We start from the raw sequence: 19,842 nt of genomic DNA, 5'->3' as shown, positions 1-19,842 counted from the left end.
CGCAGGTGGCTCAGTCGGACGCCGGACGGCGCGGCTCGCGCAGCACGCGCACGCCGCCGGCGGGCACGGTGGTCAGCGGCCCGACCTCCGCCCCGGTCAGCAGGTCGTGCCCGGCGGCGGCGACCTTCTGCTCGTCGCCCGTGTGGTTGAGGAGGAAGAGGTAGGAGCGGTCGTCGCCCCGGCGGCGCACCGCCTCGAGCCCGGGCGCCGCGTCGAGGACGCGCGGCACCCCGGTGTCCGCGACGAGCCGGTCGACGACGCGGCCCACGCCGTCGGCGCCGAGGGCCGCCGAGACGTACCAGGCGGCGCCGTCGCCGATCTCGCGCCGGGTCACGGCCGGCCCGCCCGCGAGCGAGCTCGAGGAGTACCGGACCACGGCCTCCGCCCCGTCGAGGTGGACGCGCTCGGTCCACTCGGTCGCCTCGCCGCCGTCGTCCAGGCGGACGACCTGTCCCGCCTGGAGCGGGTAGAGCTCGTCGCTCCAGGCGCCGAGCACGTCGGCGAACGCGCCGGGGAACCCGCCGGTGCGGACCTGCCCGTCGTCGTCGCAGACGCCGGACAGATAGGTCACCAGCAGGGTGCCGCCACGCGCGGGGACGGAGGCGAGCCGTGCCGCTGCGTCGTCGTCGACGACCAGGAGGGTCGGCACGACGACGAGGTCGTAGCCGTCGAGCGGCACTCCGGGCGGAACGACGTCGCACACCACCTGCCGGTCCCACAGGGCCCGGTGCCATGCCCGGAGCTCCCGGCCGTAGGACAGCTCGCGATGCGGCATCAGGCCGTGCTGGAGCGCCCACCCGGCGGGGTCGTCGACCACCATCGCGGCGCGGGCGGGTTCGACGACCGTCCCGGCGACCTCCGCGAGCGAGCGCAGGTGGCCACCCAGCTCCACGACCTCCTGCCACACCCGCGACCGGGTGCCGCTGTGCGGGAGCATCGCCGAGTGGAACTGCTCGGCGCCGGCCCGCGAGGCCCTCCACTGGAAGAACATCGCGCCGTCCGACCCCCTGGCCACGTGACCGAGGGAGTGGCGCACGATCTCCCCGGGGTCCTTAGCACGGTTGCGGCGCTGCCAGCTCGGGCCACCGGTGGAGCTCTCCATCAGGAGCCACGGTCGCCCCGGGGACATCCCGCGCATCCGGTCGGCGGCGAAGGCGAGGTCGTGCTCGCGGTCTCCGGCCGGAAGGTCGCCGACGAGCGTGTAGTGGTCGTTGGAGACGACGGCCGTGTGCGGGGCCCACGACGCGTAGTCGACGACCTGCGCGCCGGCACCGACCATGAGGTTGGTCGTGACGGGCGCGGACGAGTGCCGCTCGAGGACCTCCTTCTCCGCCAGGTAGTGCGCCAGCAGCGCGTCCGAGGAGTACCGCTCGTAGTCGAGGAAGAGCCCGGGGTTCGGGGCGCCGTGGCGGCCGCGCGGCGGCATGATCTCGTCCCACGTCCCGTAGCGGTGCCCCCACTGCGCCGTGCCCCAGGCCGCGTTCACGGCGTCGAGGCTGCCGTGCCTGTCGCGCAGCCACCGCCGGAACCCTGCCGCCGAGCCGTCGCAGTAGCAGCGGGCGTTGCCGCCGCCGAGCTCGTTCCCCACGTGCCACAGGCGCACGGCCGGGTGGTCTCCGTAGCGGCGGGCGAGGGCGTCGACGTGCCGCAGCGCGTACCGGCGGTACACGCTCGACTCGGGGCACCAGGCGTTGCGCCCTCCGGCCGGCTCCCGGTACCCGTCGACGAGCACGGGCGCGATGTCGGGGTGCGCGGCGAGCAGCCAGCTCGGCGGCGCCGCCGTGGGGGTGGCCAGGTCCACGGCGATCCCGTGGGCGTGCAGCAGCTCGATCGCGTCGTCGAGCCACGACCAGTCCCGGACGTCGTCGGCGACCTCGACGGTCCCCCAGGCGAAGACCCCGAGGGTCACGAGGTTGACCCCGGCCACGCGCATGAGGCGCACGTCCTCGTCCCACACCTCCCGCGGCCACTGCTCGGGGTTGTAGTCGCCGCCGTAGGCCAGGCCGTCCGCGGGCCAGCGCGTCTGGGCCCCGCGGGACGCAGCCGTCACGACGTGGCCCGCGCGGCCGCGCCGCCGCGCGCCGCGGGCACACCGGCCTCCTGCCACTCACCAGCGAAGTGGTCGAAGCACACGCTGTTGTCGATCGCGCCGCGGTCCGTGCCCTCCTGGGTGAGGGTCACGCGGTCGACCCGCTCGGGGTCCGGCGCCGCCATCGCGAGCAGCTTGGTGTAGTCGTGGTGCGGGTCGAGGATCACCGCGTCCGCCGGTCCACGTTCGACGACCCGGCCCCGGTACAGCACGACGATCTCGTCGGAGAAGTGCCGGGCGGTGGCCAGGTCGTGCGTGATGTAGAGGACGGCCAGGCGGTCCTCGCGCTGCAGGCGCCCGAGCAGGTTGAGGACGCCGAGCCGGATCGACACGTCGAGCATCGACACGGGCTCGTCGGCGATGAGCACCTGGGCGCCCGGGGCGAGCGCCCGGGCGATGGCGACACGCTGGCGCTGGCCCCCGGACAGCTCGTGGGGCCGGCGCGAGGCGATGTCCTCGGCGGGCGTGAGGTTGACCCGCTCGAGCATCTCGACCACGCGCTCGTGCGTCTCCTGCGCCGTGCGCGTGCGCTGGTGGATCCGCAGCGGGCGGGCGACGTGGTGCTCGATCGAGTGGAACGGGTTGAGCGAGGCGAACGGGTCCTGGAAGACCATCTGCACCTGGCGCCGGTACAGCGACCCCTGGACCGGCGTGTCGTCGTCGAGGCGGACGTCGACCGTCCCCGACGTCGGCTTCTCCATGCGCGTGAGGATCTTCGCGATCGTGGACTTGCCGGAGCCCGACTCCCCCACCAGGGCGACCGTGCGCCCGGGAACCAGGTCGAGGCTCACGTGGTCGACGGCGCGCAGCCGCGACCGGCGCAGCCCCGAGCGGATCGAGTAGTCCTTGACCAGGTCGGACACGTGGACACGGGTCATGCGCGGTCCTCCTCGGGGGTGGCGGCGGGCTCGGCGAAGTCGTCGACGCCGCTGCGGATGAAGCCGCCCCGCTCCCCCGACAGGCTCGGGAACGAGCCGAGGAGCTTGCGGGTGTACGGGTGGCGCGCTTCGCGGTACAGGCGCTGCGCGGTGTCGAGCTCGACGATCTCGCCCTCCAGCATGACCGCGATCCGGTCGCTGATCTCGAGCAGCAGGGGCAGGTCGTGGGTGATGAACACGACCGCGAAGTCGAGCTCGTCGCGCAGCCGCACGATCTCGCGCAGGATGTCGCGCTGCACGACGACGTCGAGCGCCGTCGTCGGCTCGTCCATGATCATGATCTGGGGCTCCAGCAGCATCGCCATCGCGATCATGACGCGCTGGCGCATCCCGCCGGACAGCTCGTGCGCGTACGACCCGAGGCGCCGCGGGTCCACGCCGACGCGGGTCAGCACCTCCTCCGACCGGCGGCGCACCTCGGCCCGCGGCGTGCCCGGCCGGTGGGCCAGCAGCGTGTCCCGCAGCTGTGCCCGCACGGTCGTCACCGGGTTGAGGGCGTTCATCGCGCCCTGGAACACCATCGACAGCTTGTCCCAGCGGAACGCGCGCAGCGCGGAGTCCTCCAGGGCGAGCACGTCGACGTCCGTGCCGTCGCGGTCGTGGAAGGTGATGCTCCCGGACGCGATCCGCGCCGGGGGCCGGTGCAGCCGGTTGACCGCGTAGGCGAGCGTCGTCTTGCCGCAGCCGGACTCGCCGGCGAGGCCGAGGATCTCCCCGCGGTGCAGCGTGAGGCTCGCGTCCTTCACCGCCGTGACCGGCTGCTCCACCTCGTAGACCACCGTGAGGTCCGAGACCGTGAGGACCGGCTCCGTCCGGCCGCCGCGGGCGGCGGTCCCTTCGTCCTTCACCAGGGTCGTCGTCATCGCGCGGACACCTCCTTCGCGCCGTCCGACTCGCGGACCGCGTCCGGCTCCTGCGGGCGCGACCGGCGGTGCGCGCGGGCCAGCTCGCGCTCGAGGCGGGCGGCCTTGCGGGCCCGCCTGCGGTGCTGGCGCAGGTTCTTGAGCTTGGGGTTGATGATCTCGTCGATCGAGAAGTTGATGAGCGACAGGCCCATGCCGAACAGGGCGATCATCAGGCCCGGCGGCACGAACCACCACCACGCCCCGAGCGAGAGGGCGAAGCCGTTCTGCGCGTAGAAGAGCATCGTGCCGAGCGTCGAGGAGTTCGACGCCCCCAGGCCGATGAACGACAGCCCGGCCTCGCCGAGGATCGCCGCGATCACCGCGAAGACGAACTGCGACGCGATCACCGGAAGGAGGTTCGGCAGGATCTCGACGACGATGACGCGCCACGGCTTCTCGCCCGAGACCTTCGACGCCGCCACGTAGTCACGGTGGCGCACGGACAGGGTCTGGGCTCTCAGCACCCGCGCCGACGCGGCCCAGCTCGTCACCGCCAGCACGATCGCGATGGTCCACAGCCCGCGGCTCTCGCGCGGCACGAAGCCGGAGATGACGATCACGAGCGGCAGCCCGGGGATCACCAGGAAGACGTTCGACAGCAGCGAGAACGCCTCGTCGGCGAAGCCGCCGCGGTAGGCCCCGTAGATGCCGAAGAACGCGGACAGGGCGGTGGCCAGCACGCCGACCAGCAGGCCGATCTGCAGCGAGCCGCGGGTCGCGTACGCCAGCTGGGCGAGCACGTCCTGGCCGGTCTGCGTGGTGCCGAGCAGGAAGTCGGCCGACGGCGGCGTCAGCCCGATGTCGCGGATCTGCCGCGGGTCGCCCACCAGGTACGGGCCGAAGATGCCGAAGAGCGTGATGACGCCGACCAGCACCAGGCCGACGGCCAGCCAGGGCGTCATCGTGGGCAGGAGCATGCGCCAGCCGGAGCGCGGCGCGCCGCCGGCGCGGTCGCGCGCCACCTCCTCGGCCTCGGCCTCGTCCACGAGGGACGGTTCGTTCGCAGGACTCAGGTTCGTCATGACGGTGCCTCCTCTCAGGACCGGGCTCGGGTGCGCGGGTCGATCAGGCCGTACAGCAGGTCGACCACGAGGTTCGCGCCGAGCACGGCGAGCGTGATGACGAGGAACAGCCCCTGCATGAGCGCGTAGTCGTTGTTGGTCACGGCCCCCAGCAGCCGGCCGCCGATGCCCGGGTAGGAGAACACCTGCTCGGTGATCACCGACCCGGAGACCACGAAGCCGAGCGAGATCGCGAAGCCGGCGACCGACGGCAGCACCGCGTTGCGCGACGCGTACGAGCGCAGCACCTTGCGGGGCGACAGACCCTTGGCCTCGGCCGTGAGGACGTAGTCCTCGGACAGGGTGGAGACCATCATGTTGCGCATCCCGAGCAACCAGCCGCCCACGGAGGCGAGCACGATGGTCAGCGCCGGCAGGGCGCCGTAGTGGATGGCGGAGAGGATGAACTCGGCGTTCCAGCCGGGGTCCAGGACGACGTCGTAGCCGCCCTGCAGCGGGAACCAGCCGAGCACGCGGGCCAGGAAGTACGCCAGGATCAGCGCCAGCCAGAAGTACGGCACCGCGGCCAGGAGGGTGGTCGCCGGGATCAGCGAGTCCAGCCAGGTGCCGGGCTTCCACCCGACGAACGCCCCGAGCGTCACGCCCAGGACGGCGGCCATCACGGTGGCGATGCCCACCAGGACCACCGTCCACGGCAGCGACTGCGCGATGACGTCCGTGACCTGCGCCGGGTAGTAGCTGACCGACACGCCCAGGTCGCCGTGGACGAGGTTGTTCAGGTAGTCGACGTACTGGTTCCACAACGGTTGGGAGTCGTCGCCCCCGAGGAGGAGCGCGTATGCCTCGCGGGTCTCGGGCGTGACCGTCCCGCCACGCTGCTGCAGCTTGGCGAGCAGGATGTCGACCGGATTGCCCGGGAGAAGCCGGGGGATCGCGAAGTTCAACGTCAGCGCGGCCCACAGCGCCACGACGTAGAAGCCCATCTTGCGCAGGAAGTAGTTCACGGCAGGGTGCTTTCCTCGGGGACGACGTCTCGGGTCATGTCAGCCGGCCGGCTGGATCTTCTTGAAGATCTCGGCGGCGTCCATCGCGGACCACACGGCCGGGAAGGCGTACAGGTCGTCCTCGGAGGGCCAACCGGTGAACTTCGCGGTGTTCCACACGCTGGTGGTGCCGCCGGTGAGGATCGGCACGTACGGCATGTCCTCGAGGATCTGCGCCTGGATCGTGTCGAAGTACGGCTGCCGTGCGGCCGCGTCGTCGAGCGGGAGCTTCGCCAGCTCGTCGAGCGCCTTGTCGACCTCGGGGTTCGAGTACCGCGAGTAGTTGTTCCCCGCGGACTTTCCGACCTTCGCCCCCGAGCCGGAGTCGAAGAAGTAGTTGTAGAGGTAGAACGGGTCGGGCGCCGGCCCCTGCCAGAGGGAGTCGATGGCCAGCTCGAACTTGCCCGACCCCTTCTTCTCCGTCCACTCGTTCCACGACGACTGCGCCGTCTGCAGGTCGATCCCGACGGCCTTCGCCTGGGAGGCCATCGTGTCCAGGGCGGTGATGTAGTCCGTCCACCCGGTCACGACCTCGACCGTCAGCGTGAGCTTCTCGCCGTCCTTCGCGTAGATGCCGTCGGAGCCCTTCGCCCAGCCCGCGTCCTCGAGCAGCTGTGCGGCCTTGTCGGGCTCCGCGGACATCGGGGCGGTCTTCTCGGTGACCGCGTCCGAGACGAACGCGTCCTGGCTGGGGGTCAGCGTGAAGACCGGGGACATCTCGTTCGCGGTCTCCATGAAGGCCAGCTTGTTGAGCTGGGTGCGGTCCATCGCGTAGTACAGCGCCTTGCGGACGGCGGGATCCGTCTGCGGTCCTTCGCAACCCATCTCGGTGCTCGAGCAGGTGGACAGCACCATCTGGTTCTGCCACTGCGTGAACGCGTCGTAGCTGGGGAAGTTCTTGTTCGTGTTCTGGATGTCGGGGATGGGTCCCGTCTGCCAGTCGACCGTGCCGGCCGCGATCGCGTCGGCGCCCGCCTGGTTGCCCGACAGCGCCAGGAAGCGGATGTTCTTCAGCTCGGGCTCGCCGCCCCAGTAGTCGGGGTTCGCCTTGTAGGTGAAGGCCTGCGGCTTGAAGTCGTCGAGCAGGTAGGCGCCGGTGCCCACGGGCTCCTCGATGACGTCCTCGACGGGGTTGATGTCCTTCCACAGGTGCTGGGGCACGATCGGCGTGTTCATCACGTCCGGCCCCTTGACGAACGCCGGCTGCTCGAACGTGAACGTCACGTGCGTGTCGTCGACGGCCTTCGCCGTCCCGTCGAAGCCGCCGCTGTTGATCGACGGGTTGTCCTTGAGGAGGGTGAAGGTGAACTCCACGTCCTTGGCGGTGAACGGCTCGCCGTCGCTCCAGGTGACACCCTCGCGCAGCGTGACGGACAGCTCCGTGCCGTCGTCGTTCCATGCCTGCTCGGTGCCCAGCAGGGGCACCGGGTCCCGCACCTCCGCCTTGTTGTAGAAGAAGAGGGGCTCGTAGATGGTCCCGAGGCCACCGATCTTCGAGGGCGAGAACGGGTTGAAGTTGATCTGGTAGTCGCCGGCCTGGCCGGTGTACGCGACGAGCGTGCTGCTCGCGCCACCTCCCGAGCCGCCCGAGCTGCCGTCCGAGCCGCCCCCGGAGCACGCCGCGAGGGCGAGACCGAGGGCCGCGACGCCGGCGAGCACCGCGCCACGCCGACGGATTCCTGTCCTGAGGAACATCTGCGGTCCTTTCTCGTGCCGGCACCAGAGCCGGCTCCAGCGGCGCCGTCGTCGGCGCTCGTGGGTATTCTTGCCATGGTTAACTTAAGCGGTCAAGTGCCGTAGGTCACTCACGCAAGGAGGCGATACATGCTGCTGGACGGCGTCGCGCAGGTCGTCTCGTCGCGCCGTCTGCTCGATCTCGTGCGGACCCGCGGGTCGATCAGCCGCGTGGAGCTGGCCCGGCTCTCCGGGCTCACCTCCCCGACCGTCACGCACGTGGTCCGGGGGCTCCTGGACCTCGGGCTGGTGCACGAGACCGGTGTCCAGCATCGCGGCAGGGGCCAGCCGCGCCGCCTGCTGAGCGTCACGGCGGACGCCGGGTACGCCGTCGGCATCCAGGTCGACCTCACCACCACGACGGCGGTGGTCGTCGACTTCGCCGGCGCGACGGTCGCGAGCGCCGGGCTGCGGGGCTCCGGGCGGCGCTCGCCCGACCGGACCGTGGGGGCGCTCGTCGACCACGTGGGCGACCTGCTCACCAGCGCCGGCGTCCCGCGCGACCGTGTGCTCGGCGTCGGCCTCGTGACCCACGGTCCGCAGGACCGGGAGCGGGGCATGCTGCTCACCGCACAGCCCACGCCGGCCTGGGAGAGGTTCCCGCTGACGGCGCGGCTGGCCGCCGGGCTGGGGCTGCCCGTCCTGCTGGAGAACGACGCGACCGCGGCGGCCGTGGGCGAGCTGTGGACGCGAGACCTCGACACCGAGACGTTCGGGCTGGTCTACATGGCCTCAGGGATCGGCGGGGCCGTCGTCGTGGACGGCGTCGCCTACCGGGGGCGCGCCTCGAACGCGGTCGAGATCGGCCACGTCCCGCTCCCGGACGCGCGGTCCGCCTGCGTCTGCGGCAACCGGGGGTGCACGCAGGCGGAGGCGGGCCCGGCGGCCGTCGTCACCCAGGCCCTGGCCCACGGCGGTGTCGCCGAGCGCTGGGGCGTGCGGGGACCCGCCGAGGACGCGCTCGCCGACTTCGAGCGCGTGGCCCGTGCCGCGCGCGACGGCGACGCGGACGCCACCGACCTGCTCACCCGGTCCGCCCGCAGGGTCGGCCAGGCGGCCACCGTCCTCGTCAACCTCTTCGACGTGGACACCGTGCTGCTCGCCGGCCCGGCGTTCGCGACGGCCGGCCCCCTGTACCGCCACGTCGTCGGCGCGGCACTGTCCGAGCACGCCCTCAGCCGCACCCTCAGCCCGCCTCGGGTCGCGCTCTCCGGGCAGGTCGCCACCGTCGCCGCCGTCGGCGGCGCCCTCACCGTGCTGCGCGGCGCACCCGACGCGGGCCTGCCCCTGGGGCGCGCCCGACCCCGACCCTCGACCGACCTCGAACCCGACCAGCCCGCCACGATCGGAGCCCTGTGACCACCGCCCACCACGTCCTGCACCGCGACGGGACCGCCCTCGTCCTCCATCTGCCCGCGCGCGGCCTGCCCGCCGTCGTGCACTGGGGCGCGGACCTCGGTCCGCTCGACGACGCCGCCGCCGAGGCCCTCCTCCGGGCCACCAGCCGCCAGACGCCGCCCGGCACCCTCGACGCCGCCTGGCGTCTGCCGCTCCTGCCGCAGGAGTCCGACGGCTGGTCCGGCCGCCCCGGCCTGCTCGTCACGCGTGCCGGCCTCCCCGTGTACCCGCGGTGGGAGTCCTCCGTGGACCGCCCGGACGAGACGACCGCCGTCGTCACGGCCACCGACGCGGCCGGCAACCTCACCCTGCGCACCCGCGTGGAGATCGGCCCGGGGGGACTGGTCACGCTCGACCACGAGCTCGTCAACGACGGCGCCGACCGGCTCGAGGTCGCCTGGCTCGAGGCGACCCTGACCGTGCCGAAGACGGCCGACCACCTCACCACGTTCGGCGGGCGGTGGACGCGCGAGAAGTCTCCGCTCACGACCCCGATGCCGCGCGGGACCACGGTGCGCGAGTCCCGCCGGGGTCGCGGCGGCCACGACGCCCCGTGGGTGACGATCGCCTCCGAGGGCGCGCCCCGCGCCGGGACGGGCCGGGTGTGGGCCACCCACCTGGGCTGGAGCGCCGACGTGCGCCACCGCGTCGACCGGGTCACCGAGCACGTCTCGCTGCTCGGCGCGGGAGAGCTCCTCCGGCCCGGCGAGCTCGTCCTGGCGCCCGGCGAGTCGTACCGCGCGCCGACGGCGTACTTCGCCTGGTCGGACGAGGGCCTCGACGGCGTCGCGGCACGGTTCCACACCTGGCTGCGCGCCCGCCCCCGGCACCCGCGCTCGCCCCGGCCGCTCGTGCTCAACACCTGGGAGGCGGTGTACTTCGACCACGACCCCGAGCGCCTCTTCGCGCTCGCCCGGCGGGCGGCGGAGGTGGGGGTCGAGCGCTTCGTCCTCGACGACGGCTGGTTCCCCGCGCGCCGGGACGACACCAAGGGTCTCGGCGACTGGGTGGTCGACCGCGGCGCGTGGCCCGACGGCCTCGAGCCGCTCGCCGAGCTGGTGCACGGCCTGGGGATGCAGCTCGGCCTGTGGTTCGAGCCGGAGATGGTCAACCTCGACTCGGACCTCGCGCGCCGCCATCCCGAGTGGATCCTGGCCAACCCCGACTCCGTCCCGTCCCCCGACGGCCTGTCGTTCCGTACCCAGTACGTGCTCGACCTGGCGAACCCCGACGCGTGGGAGCACGTCCGGGGGCAGATCTCCGCGCTCGTGAAGGATCTCGGCGTCGACTTCGTCAAGTGGGACCACAACCGGGACCTGGTCGAGCCGGTCCACGACGGCGCGCCCGGCACGCACGCCCAGACGCTCGCCGCGTACCGGCTCCTGGACCGGCTCCGGCAGGACCACCCCGCCCTGGAGATCGAGTCCTGCTCCTCCGGCGGGGCGCGCACCGACCTCGGCATCCTCGCCCGCACCGACCGGGTCTGGGCCTCCGACTCCAACGACCCGGTGGAGCGGCAGGACGTCCAGCGCTGGACCGAGCTGGTGCTGCCCCCCGAGCTGGTCGGCGCGCACGTCGGGCCCTCGCCCGCGCACTCCTCCGGACGGGCCACCGACCTGTCGTACCGGATCGCCACGTCGCTGCAGGGCTCGGCCGGGTTCGAGTGGGACATCCTCGGCTGCACCCCCGAGGAGACCGCCCGGATCACCGCGTTCGCGGCGCTCTACAAGGAGCTCCGCGGCCTTCTCCACACGGGCACCGTGCGGCACCCCGACACCGCCGACCCCGCCCTCCGGGTCCGCACCGTGGTCGCACAGGACCGGTCGGAGGCCGTCGTCACCGTCGCGACCGTCGCGTCGCCCGAGGAGGCGCTCGCGGAGCGGCTGCGGATCGACGGTCTCGACCCGGAGCGGCGGTACACGGTGCGGCTGCGGGACGAGGTCGGGGAGTCGCGCTGGGGCTGGGTCACGCCGGGCTGGCTCGGCGACGGGCCGGTCACCCTCCCCGGCCGGGTGCTCGCCGAGGTCGGGCTGCAGCTGCCGACGCTGTGGCCCGTCCAGGCGCTCGTGCTGCACCTCGCGCCGGCCTAGGCCGGCGGGCCGGTGCTCCCTCGCACCGTGAGAGTCGGGGTCGAGTCGCGGTACGCCCGCGCCTCGGCCCCGGCCATCCGCTCGAACAGCCGCCGGGCCACGTGCGCCCCGTAGCTCGTCACGTCGTGGCTGAGCGCGGTGAGCTGGGGGTAGGCCGCCTGGCACAGCGGCGAGTCGTCCCAGGCCACCAGCGAGACGTCCTCGGGCACACGGGCCCCGAGCCCGTGCGCGACCCCGAGGCCGGCGAACGCCATGACGTCGTTGTCGTAGATCACGGCCGTCACGGGGTCGTCCGCCTCCAGCAGGGAGCGGGTGGCGGCCGCGCCGGAGTCCGGCGTGAAGTCCGCCCGCGCCACCCGGGCGTCCACGTCCGCGCGCCTCGCCTCGTCCTCGAACGCCACGTCACGGATGGTCGTGTGCCCGAAGCCCTCCGTGCCGGACACGCGGCCGATCCTGCGGTGCCCCAGCCCGGCGAGATAGCGCACGCACTCGCGGAGGGCCGTGGCGTCGTCGGTGTACACGGCGGGCAGGTTCCCCGCGAACTCGGGGTCGCCCACGACGACGGCGGGCAGGGCGTCGCGCTCCGACAGCGCCGCGATCCGGGGGTCGTCCTTGCGGGGGTCGACCACGATCACGCCGTCGACGCGGCGGGCGGCGTGCCAGCGCCGGTGCGCCTGGGTCTCGGCCTCCATGTCCGGCACGACCTGCAGCAGCAGCCCGTACGAGCGCTCCGTGAGCACCTGCTCGATGCCCGCGATGAACTGCATGTAGAACGACTCGAAGCCCAGGGTCTCCGGAGCGCGGGCGAGCACCAGGCCGATCGTCTCCACCCGGGCGCCGGACAGCGCCCGGGCCGCCTGGCTCGGCACCCACCCGAGCTCCGCCGCGACCCCGAGGATCCGTGCCCTGGTCTCGTCGGAGACGCCCGGGCGGTCGTTGAGGGCGTAGGACACCGCGCCCGTGGACACACCGGCCCGTCGGGCGATGTCCGCGATCGTGATCCGAGCCATCCGCTCTCCTTCCCGAGCAGGATGGTATGCCTCGCCGGGCCGCCGCCCGTGCCGGGCCGCGCGTCGGAACGCGCCCGACATACGTCCGTGGAATCGTGGGCGCATGACGCCGTCGCCACCGCCCGTCGACCCCGAGGTGCTGACCGCCCTCGCGCAGGGCACCCTGCACGACCCGCACACCGTGCTCGGTCCGCACCTGCTGGACGACCCGGGGACGCCGGCCGACCGGGCCTGGGCGGTCGTGCGCGTGCTGCGGCCGCTGGCCGACGAGGTGACCGTCGTGACCACGGACGGCGAGCACCCGGCCGGGCACGTGGCCGCGGGGGTGTGGGAGTCGGTGGTGCCGGCGGGCGTGGACGCCGGCGGCGGGCGCCACGCGCCGGACTACCGGGTCCGCACGCGGTACGACGACGACGTGCAGACCGTCGACGACCCGTACCGCTTCCTGCCCACGCTGGGCGAGATGGACCTGCACCTGATCGCCGAGGGCCGGCACGAGGAGCTGTGGCGGGCGCTCGGCGCCAACCCCCGCCGGTTCCCGAGCGCGCTGGGCGACGTCGACGGGACGGCGTTCGCCGTCTGGGCGCCGAACGCCCGGGGCGTGCGGCTGGTGGGCGACCACAACCGCTGGACCACGGTGCACCCGATGCGCTCGCTCGGCGCGAGCGGGGTCTGGGAGCTGTTCGTGCCCGGCGTGGGCGAGGGCACCCGGTACAAGTTCGAGGTGCTGGGCGCCGACCGCGTGTGGCGGGCCAAGGCCGACCCGCTCGCCAAAGGCACCCAGGTGCCGCCCGCGACGGCGTCGGTCGTCGTCGACTCGGCGTACGAGTGGTCGGACGGCGAGTGGATGGCACGCCGCGCGGCGACCGACCCGCACTCCGGCCCGGTGAGCGTCTACGAGGTGCACCTGGGCTCGTGGCGGCCGGGTCTCGGCTACCGGGAGCTCGCGGAGGAGCTCACCGCGTACGTCGTCGAGCAGGGCTTCACCCACGTCGAGCTGCTGCCCGTGGCGGAGCACCCCTTCGGCGGGTCGTGGGGCTACCAGGTGACCGGCTACTACGCGCCGACGGCGCGGTTCGGGCACCCCGACGACTTCCGCTACCTCGTGGACCGCCTGCACCGGGCCGGCGTCGGCGTCATCCTCGACTGGGTGCCCGGCCACTTCCCCCGTGACGAGTTCGCGCTCGCGCGGTTCGACGGCGGCCCGCTGTACGAGCACCCGGACCCCCGCCGCGGGGAGCAGCCCGACTGGGGCACGCTCGTCTTCGACTTCGGCCGCCGCGAGGTGCGCAACTTCCTCGTCGCCAACGCGACGTACTGGTTCGAGGAGTTCCACGCCGACGGCCTGCGCGTGGACGCCGTGGCGTCGATGCTCTACCTCGACTACTCGCGCAAGCCCGGCGAGTGGGAGCCGAACGTCCGCGGCGGGCGGGAGAACCTCGAGGCCATCGCGTTCCTGCAGGAGGCCAACGCCACCGCCTACCGCCGCTCCCCCGGCGTCATGATGATCGCCGAGGAGTCCACGGCCTTCCCCGGCGTCACCCGGCCCACCGACGCGGGCGGGCTCGGTTTCGGGCTGAAGTGGAACATGGGCTGGATGAACGACGGCCTGCGGTACGTCGCGCACGACCCGATGTACCGGCGCTACCACCACCACGAGCTGACGTTCTCGCTGGTCTACGCGTTCTCGGAGCAGTACGTGCTGCCGATCAGCCACGACGAGGTGGTGCACGGCAAGGGCTCGCTGCTGCGCCGCATGCCGGGCGACCGGTGGAAGCAGCTCGCCGGGGTGCGCGCCTTCCTCGCCTACCAGTGGACCCACCCGGGCAAGCAGCTGCTGTTCATGGGGCAGGAGTTCGCGCAGGACGCCGAGTGGGACGAGGGCTCCGGCCTCGACTGGTGGCTGCTCGAGACCCCGGGCCACGCCGGCGTGCAGCGCCTGGTGCGCGACCTCAACGCGGTCTACCGCGCCACGCCCGCCCTCTGGGAGCGGGACTTCGACGCCGCCGGCTTCGAGTGGCTCGACGCCGACGACGCCGACCACGACACGCTCTCGTGGGTGCGCCGGTCCGCCGACGGCGCCCCCGTCGTCGTGGTCGTGAACTTCGCGGGCGTCCCGCACGAGGGCTACCGGCTCGCACTGCCCGACGGCGGCGCCTGGGACGAGGTCCTCAACACGGACGCCGAGGTCTACGGCGGCTCCGGCGTCGGCAACCTCGGCCGCGTGCACGCCCAGGACGTGCCGTGGAAGGGGCGGCGGCACTCCGTCACGCTGCGGGTGCCGCCGCTCGGCGCGCTGGTGCTGCGACCCGCCGATCGGTAGAGCCGCCGGTCAGGTAGAGCCGTCAGTAGAGGCTGATCGCCAGGCGCTGACGGGCCTTGACCACGCGGGGGTCGGTGGGGCCGACGATCTCGAAGTACTCGACCAGCCGCACGCGCAGCTTCTCCTTGGCGTCCGCGTCGGCACCGGGGAGCAGCTCGAGCAGCCGGGCGAAGGCGTCCTCCACCTTGCCGCCGAGCATGTCCATGTCGGCCACGCCCAGCTGCGCGTCGAGGTCGGCCGGGGCGTCGGCCGCCGCGGTCCGGGCCGTCTGGAGGTCGACACCGCGCGTGCGCTGCAGCAGGCGCACCTGCGCGAGCCCGGCCACCGCGAGGGCATCCTTCGGGTCCTGCTTGATCGCCTTCTCGTACGCGGCGACGGCGGTGTCGAGGTCGTCGCGCTCGATCGCGTCGTACGCCTCCTGGTGCAGCGGCGGCAGCGGCTCCTCGACCGGCTCCTGGTCGGCGGCCTCGGCGGGCTCCTCGCCCTCGGCGCCCTGGGCCGGGGCGCGTCCCGTGACGCCGTTCTGCTCGGCCGCGGCCAGCACCTGGTCCAGCACGCCGCGCACCTGCTCCTCGGGCGCCGCGCCCTGGAACAGCGGGAGCGGCTGGCCCTGCAGCACCGCGACGACGGTCGGCACCCCCTGCACCTGGAAGGCCGCGGCCACCTGGGGGTACGCCTGCGCGTCGAGACGGCCGAGCAGGAACCTGCCGGCGTACTCCTCCGCGAGCCGACCCAGCAGCTCGCCGAGGTCGGCGTTGGCCTTGTCGGTGGGGATCCACAGCAGCATGACCACGGGGTACGTGGTCGAGTCCTGCACCACCTGCTGGAAGTTCGCGTCCGTGACGTCCAGCACGTAGCCGCCCGCCGACGGCGCCCCACCGGGCTCCCCCGGGGGCGGCGACTGCGGGCGGTTGAGCGCCGACAGGTCGACGGCGCCACGCGTGCTGAAGGTCGGGTCGGGCGTGGGGTTGGTCATGGGCGCCATCCTACGAGCGGAGCGTCAGTTCGAGGCCGCCGTCGCCACGTGCGAGTACCCGAGCGGCCGGATCTTCTCGTCCGAGCCCTTGGCCGGGACGTACAGCGCGACCATGTCCGTGTACTCGGTCTTCAGCACGTTGGTCTGCGCGGCGTCGCCGAGCAGCGCCTTCTGCGTCTCGGAGAGGGCGGGCACCTTGGCCTCGTCCTCGGCCTTGACCGTGGTCGTGCCGTCGAGGACGCCCATGACGAGCGCCCCGCCGTCGGCCGTGCGGACGGCACGGACCTCGTCCTTGCGCGCCTTGTACTTCTGCGTGTACTCGGTCCCGGACTCCTCGAAGCCGTCGACCTCCTTCCACGCCGCCGCGTCGGCCGCGACGGCCGCGACCAGGTCGCCGTCGGGCAGCTCGAAGCCCTTCGCGAAGGACGACTTCTTGGCCCCGAGGGTGACGAGGTCCGCGTACTGCGCGAGGGCGTCGACCGGGGACGCCGCCAGGGAGTCGTCGTCCCCCGCGACGGCGGCCGAGCCCACGGCCGAGTCGGCGAAGTACGGCATGCTCTGCCCCGGGATGAGCTGCACCCACGACCACATCTTGTAGTCGGCGCGCGCGGACCCCTGCTCGAACGCGACGAGGCGCGGCGTCTCGAGGTCCTCGGTGCTGGCCGTGATGGAGAAGCTCGTGCGCGGCCACCCCTCGGTGGTGGGGATGATCATCTGCTGGGACTCGCTCGGGATGTCCGTGACGAACTCCGCGTTGTCCCGCTTCTTCGCGACCGCGAGCTGGCTGGTGCGCACCTCGTACGCCGGGCCGGTCACGCGCGCCTTGAGATCCTTGCCCTTGAGGGCCTTGTCGGCCTTCGCGACCGTGTCCGCGACCGCGGTGAACACCTGGGTGTCCTGCTCCTCGGTCAGCACGGGCCCGCCGACGGCCTCGCCGGGCTGGGGCTGGGGCAGCTCGTCGGCGCAGCCGGCGAGCAGCGTCGTCGACACGACGAGGGCGCTCGCCACGGCCAGGCCGCGGGTGGTACGGCGGTTCATCGGTTCTCCCCGTCGTCGTCGGTCGTCGGGTCGGCGGCCTGCCCGGTGCGGGTGGCGTCGCCGAAGCCCCAGGTAGCGCGCCAGGCAGCGGCGCGCCCCGCGGGCGTGGAGGTGTCGGGTCGGGGTGCGCCCTGCTCGGACGCCTGGTCGGGCTGCGCCGGGCGCACCGTGGGGATCGAGCCCGTGATGGCGCGCAGCATGCGGGTCATCCCGCCCTGCTCCGCGGCCCGCCGGGCCTCCTCCTGGGCACGCAGCTCCCGCCGCGTCATGCGCAGGGCGCCGGTGGCGGTCGTCGGCTCGGCCGGCACGGGCTCGTCCACGGACGCCTCCGCCGGCACCGGCACCGCCGGGGCGGGCAGGCCGCCGAACGGCGCGGGCGCCGCCGCGTCGACGCCGACCGGCGTCGCCTCGGGCGCCGGGTCGGCCGACGACGCCGGTGCGTCGACAGCCGCGTCGGCGGTCTCCTCGCGCTGGCGGCGTCGCGACCGGCGCAGGAGCCGGCCGGCGAGCGGCACCTCGGCCGTGCCGGAGGCCGAGTCGCGGGCGGTGCCGTCCTCCCGGGAGTCGTCCTCGCTCTCGCCGTCCGGCGCGGGCTCGACGGGCGGGACGTCGTCCACCGACGGCCCGGCGGGTGTCGCCGGCGACCAGGGGCCGGCGGACTCGGTCGACGGGCGCACCGGGGCGAACGGCGCCCCGAGGCCACCTGCCGACGGCCCGTCGTGGAGGTCGGTGGCGGTCTCGTCGCCCGCGCCCTGCTCGGCGAGGTCGGCCTGGCGGGCGCGGGTACGCCGTCCCCCCAGCACGAGCAGCAGGGCCCCGGCGAGCACCAGCACGGCGCCCACCCCGACGCCGGGCCACAGGTAGGGCGTGCTCACGGTGCGCGGCCAGCTGAGCTCGAGGGTCGGCGCCTGCGCGCCCTTGCCGACGCCGGCGGCGAGGAGCGTCCAGCTGCCGGGGCGGTCGCTCCAGCGCAGCGTGACGCTGTTCTCGTCGGAGGCCTCGGCCACCCACATGTCCGACCCTGCCGGGTCGGGGCCGGACTCCGGCGCCTCGTTGGTCTCGGCGTCGGCGTCGGCCGGCTCGCCCGCCGCGACGGAGAGGTTCTCCCAGTCGCTCAGACCCGTCACGCGCGAGTACGGGTCGTTGCCGACCCACCCCTTGACGTCGACGTCGCGACCGACGGCGAGGGTGACCTTCTGACCCTCGGGGACGGACGCGCTCACGGTGACGTCGCCACCGACGAGCCCGAGGACACCGGGGTCGGTGACGACGAGCGTGCCGTCACCGGTCGGCTTGGCCGTGGCGACCACCGTGTCGGTGTCGCGCCAGACCGTGGCCGAGGCGACACCGAGCGCGGCGGCTGCCAGTCCGACCAGGACCAGGACACCGCCCAGAATGCGTTGCAGCACCGAGCTTTCCCTTCGACGTGGACAGTCCAGCATAGGGACGGCGCGGCGGGCTCCGTCCACGTGACCGCCCTGGCAGGGTGCGGTTCACCAACCCTTCACGACTCGCGTACGACCGACGCGCCCGGGCTCCTGCGCGTCGTCACGACCCGTGGAACACTGCCGTGGCGACGCCGTGGCGCCGCACCGACCCGGCGTGGGAGGATGTCCGACTCGTCCCGCGAGGGCCAGAATGTCCCGAGTATCGGCGCCCTGCCCCCGCCACTATCCTGGCGACGCCGGGGCACCCACCATGTACGGAGGTCTGCACGTGTCCGACGAGCGCACGCTCTTCCCGATCACCATGCGCGGTTACGACCGCCCGCAGGTGGACGGTCACATCGCCCGACTCGAGCAGGCGCTCGAGGAGGCCCGCCGGAACGTCGAGAGCACCGACGCGCGCGCCATGCAGATCTCCTCGGAGCTCGCGCTCGCGCAGCGCCAGCTGCGGGAGAACGAGAAGCCCTCGTACGCCGGGCTCGGCTCGCGCGTCGAGCGGCTCCTGCGGTCCGCGGAGGAGCAGTCCACCGAGGTCCTCACGCAGGCGAACCAGCAGGCCGCCGACATCATGGCGCGCGCCAAGCTGTCCGCGGGCCAGGTGCGCGCCCGCGCGGAGTCCGAGGCCTCCGAGCTGCTGGGCAGCGCCCGCCGCGAGGCGGAGGAGATCCGGTCCACCACGGCCGCCGAGGCGGAGGGCACCCTGCTCGCCGCCCAGCGCCGCGCCGAGGAGCTCGTGGGCTCCGCCGAGCGCGAGGCCGCCCTCATCACCAGCACCCTGTCCGCGGAGGAGAGCGAGCGGCGCGCCACCCTCGAGCGCGAGATCGGCGTCCAGCGTTCCACCGCGGAGCGCGAGACCACCGAGCTGCGGGTCGCCGCCGAGCGGGACACCGCGCAGCAGCGGGCCCAGGCCGCCGCCGAGGCCGCGGCGCAGCGCGAGGAGGCCGACCGCGAGTCGAGCGATCTCCTGGAGCGCACGCGCCGCGAGGCCGCCCGCATCGTCGCCGAGGCCAAGCACCAGGCCGCCGAGGCGTCCGACGCCGTGACGACCGAGCTCGAGCAGCTGCGCGAGCAGGCCCGTGCCGCGCTGGCCGACGCCGAGCTCGAGATCGCGCAGCGCCGCGAGCAGGTGGAGCACGAGGCCGCCGCGCGGCACGAGACCGCACGCCAGGAGACGGACCTGCTCGTCCGCGCCGCCGAGGAGCACGCGGCGGAGGCCGAGCAGCGCGTCGCCCTGGCCCTGCAGCAGGCGGAGAAGGTCCGCGCGGAGTCCGACGCGTACGTGAAGTCCCTGGTCGCGGACGCCCGCCGCACCGCGGACGGGATCGTCGCCGAGGCGCGGGAGTTCACCGAGCAGATGGTCAACGACGCGCGCGTCGAGGCGGAGAACCACCGCTCCACGGCCACCCGCCAGCTCGAGGACCTCACCCGCCGGCACGACTCGATCAACTCCTACCTCGAGGAGCTCCGCGGCCTGCTCGGCACGGAGAAGTCCGAGACCCCGGCCGGCGCGGGCCAGCCCGTCGCCCTCGTGCAGAAGGCCGTCCCGGCACCCCCGGCCCCGCAGGCGAAGACGGTCGACGAGACCGCCGACGTCGAGCCGGAGGCCGACGAGCAGGCGGACGAGCAGGCGGACGAGCAGGGAGCCGAGGCCCTCGACGCGCAGCCGGACGACGCGGCGCCCCAGGACACCGCCGACGGCGACGACACCGCCGCGAAGACCGAGACCGAGGCGACGACCGAGGCCGAGGCCGACGTCGAGGAGGAGTCTCCGGCCCCGTCCAAGGCCTGAGCGACCACGCCCCGACGCCGCGGGCCCGCCACCGTTCGGTGG

At 73.7% G+C, this 19,842-nt stretch carries 14 protein-coding genes; 4 read left to right on the top strand and 10 right to left on the bottom strand.

The features are described 5' to 3' along the window. Nucleotides 1-10 precede the first annotated feature (10 nt). The 6 genes from ACFQ80_RS05155 to ACFQ80_RS05130 are packed head-to-tail and all read right to left on the bottom strand — an operon-like array spanning nucleotide 11 to nucleotide 7,692. Nucleotides 11-2,050: a beta-galactosidase gene (locus ACFQ80_RS05155; protein WP_430562812.1), complete on the bottom strand. Its 2,040-nt coding sequence runs from the start codon at nucleotides 2,048-2,050 to the stop codon at nucleotides 11-13. Continuing rightward, on the bottom strand, nucleotides 2,047-2,967 hold the full coding sequence (locus tag ACFQ80_RS05150; RefSeq protein ID WP_430562811.1) for an ABC transporter ATP-binding protein: 921 nt from the start codon (nucleotides 2,965-2,967) through the stop codon (nucleotides 2,047-2,049). The genes ACFQ80_RS05155 and ACFQ80_RS05150 overlap by 4 nt, the downstream gene beginning before the upstream one ends. Beyond that, entirely contained in the window at nucleotides 2,964-3,890 is a 927-nt protein-coding gene (locus ACFQ80_RS05145) for an ABC transporter ATP-binding protein (protein ID WP_430562810.1), read from the bottom strand. Before ACFQ80_RS05145 ends, ACFQ80_RS05150 begins: the two co-directional genes overlap by 4 nt. Continuing rightward, nucleotides 3,887-4,954, bottom strand: coding sequence for an ABC transporter permease (locus tag ACFQ80_RS05140; protein WP_430562809.1), 1,068 nt, complete (start codon nucleotides 4,952-4,954; stop codon nucleotides 3,887-3,889). Before ACFQ80_RS05140 ends, ACFQ80_RS05145 begins: the two co-directional genes overlap by 4 nt. A gap of 14 nt (nucleotides 4,955-4,968) precedes the next feature. Further along, entirely contained in the window at nucleotides 4,969-5,958 is a 990-nt protein-coding gene (locus ACFQ80_RS05135; RefSeq protein WP_429735193.1) for an ABC transporter permease, read from the bottom strand. Nucleotides 5,959-5,997: 39 nt separating this feature from the next. Beyond that, a complete protein-coding gene (locus ACFQ80_RS05130; protein WP_430562808.1) occupies nucleotides 5,998-7,692 on the bottom strand; it encodes an ABC transporter substrate-binding protein in 1,695 nt (564 codons plus the stop codon). Nucleotides 7,693-7,821: 129 nt separating this feature from the next. On the opposite strand from ACFQ80_RS05130, the gene ACFQ80_RS05125 reads away from it, so the two are divergent. Beyond that, a complete protein-coding gene (locus tag ACFQ80_RS05125) occupies nucleotides 7,822-9,090 on the top strand; it encodes an ROK family protein (RefSeq protein ID WP_430562807.1) in 1,269 nt (422 codons plus the stop codon). Continuing rightward, nucleotides 9,087-11,219, top strand: coding sequence for an alpha-galactosidase (locus ACFQ80_RS05120; RefSeq protein WP_430562806.1), 2,133 nt, complete (start codon nucleotides 9,087-9,089; stop codon nucleotides 11,217-11,219). The genes ACFQ80_RS05125 and ACFQ80_RS05120 overlap by 4 nt, the downstream gene beginning before the upstream one ends. On the opposite strand, the gene ACFQ80_RS05115 is transcribed toward ACFQ80_RS05120, so the two are convergent. Next, nucleotides 11,216-12,229 (bottom strand): LacI family DNA-binding transcriptional regulator, encoded by a 1,014-nt coding sequence (locus ACFQ80_RS05115; protein ID WP_430562805.1) that lies wholly within the window; start codon nucleotides 12,227-12,229, stop codon nucleotides 11,216-11,218. The genes ACFQ80_RS05120 and ACFQ80_RS05115 overlap by 4 nt on opposite strands. A 103-nt stretch (nucleotides 12,230-12,332) precedes the next feature. Here ACFQ80_RS05115 and glgB point away from each other — a divergent pair, with 103 nt between their 5' ends. Next, entirely contained in the window at nucleotides 12,333-14,552 is a 2,220-nt protein-coding gene (gene glgB / locus ACFQ80_RS05110; RefSeq protein WP_430562804.1) for a 1,4-alpha-glucan branching protein GlgB, read from the top strand. Between the two features lie 22 nt (nucleotides 14,553-14,574). Here glgB and ACFQ80_RS05105 read toward each other — a convergent pair whose 3' ends face one another. From ACFQ80_RS05105 to ACFQ80_RS05095, 3 genes are read right to left on the bottom strand one after another with little or no spacing between them, the layout of a single operon-like run. Beyond that, nucleotides 14,575-15,528 carry a co-chaperone YbbN gene (locus ACFQ80_RS05105; protein WP_430552032.1) on the bottom strand — a complete coding sequence of 318 codons (954 nt, stop codon included), beginning with the start codon at nucleotides 15,526-15,528 and terminating at the stop codon, nucleotides 14,575-14,577. 24 nt (nucleotides 15,529-15,552) lie between these two features. After that, entirely contained in the window at nucleotides 15,553-16,566 is a 1,014-nt protein-coding gene (locus ACFQ80_RS05100; RefSeq protein ID WP_430552031.1) for a hypothetical protein, read from the bottom strand. Next, nucleotides 16,563-17,975, bottom strand: coding sequence for a hypothetical protein (locus ACFQ80_RS05095; RefSeq protein WP_430562803.1), 1,413 nt, complete (start codon nucleotides 17,973-17,975; stop codon nucleotides 16,563-16,565). The genes ACFQ80_RS05100 and ACFQ80_RS05095 overlap by 4 nt, the downstream gene beginning before the upstream one ends. A 307-nt stretch (nucleotides 17,976-18,282) precedes the next feature. Between ACFQ80_RS05095 and ACFQ80_RS05090 the strand changes: the two genes are divergently transcribed. After that, the gene (locus ACFQ80_RS05090) at nucleotides 18,283-19,800 is read left to right on the top strand and encodes a hypothetical protein (RefSeq protein ID WP_430562802.1); all 1,518 of its coding nucleotides are present in this window, start codon (nucleotides 18,283-18,285) and stop codon (nucleotides 19,798-19,800) included. Nucleotides 19,801-19,842: the final 42 nt, after the last annotated feature.

The sequence above is a fragment of the Isoptericola sp. NPDC056578 genome (genome assembly GCF_042793275.1).
In the GTDB taxonomy this organism is placed as follows: Bacteria; Actinomycetota; Actinomycetes; order Actinomycetales; family Cellulomonadaceae; genus Isoptericola.
This window is presented reverse-complemented; position numbering and strand designations above follow the sequence as displayed.

Coding starts and splice junctions, on each gene's coding strand:
- ACFQ80_RS05105 (WP_430552032.1), bottom strand. CDS start 15,528: ATGACCAACCCCACGCCCGACCCGACCTTCAGCACGCGTGGCGCCGTC.
- ACFQ80_RS05150 (WP_430562811.1), bottom strand. CDS start 2,967: ATGACCCGTGTCCACGTGTCCGACCTGGTCAAGGACTACTCGATCCGC.
- ACFQ80_RS05100 (WP_430552031.1), bottom strand. CDS start 16,566: ATGAACCGCCGTACCACCCGCGGCCTGGCCGTGGCGAGCGCCCTCGTC.
- ACFQ80_RS05140 (WP_430562809.1), bottom strand. CDS start 4,954: ATGACGAACCTGAGTCCTGCGAACGAACCGTCCCTCGTGGACGAGGCC.
- ACFQ80_RS05125 (WP_430562807.1), top strand. CDS start 7,822: ATGCTGCTGGACGGCGTCGCGCAGGTCGTCTCGTCGCGCCGTCTGCTC.
- ACFQ80_RS05115 (WP_430562805.1), bottom strand. CDS start 12,229: ATGGCTCGGATCACGATCGCGGACATCGCCCGACGGGCCGGTGTGTCC.
- glgB (WP_430562804.1), top strand. CDS start 12,333: ATGACGCCGTCGCCACCGCCCGTCGACCCCGAGGTGCTGACCGCCCTC.
- ACFQ80_RS05130 (WP_430562808.1), bottom strand. CDS start 7,692: ATGTTCCTCAGGACAGGAATCCGTCGGCGTGGCGCGGTGCTCGCCGGC.
- ACFQ80_RS05145 (WP_430562810.1), bottom strand. CDS start 3,890: ATGACGACGACCCTGGTGAAGGACGAAGGGACCGCCGCCCGCGGCGGC.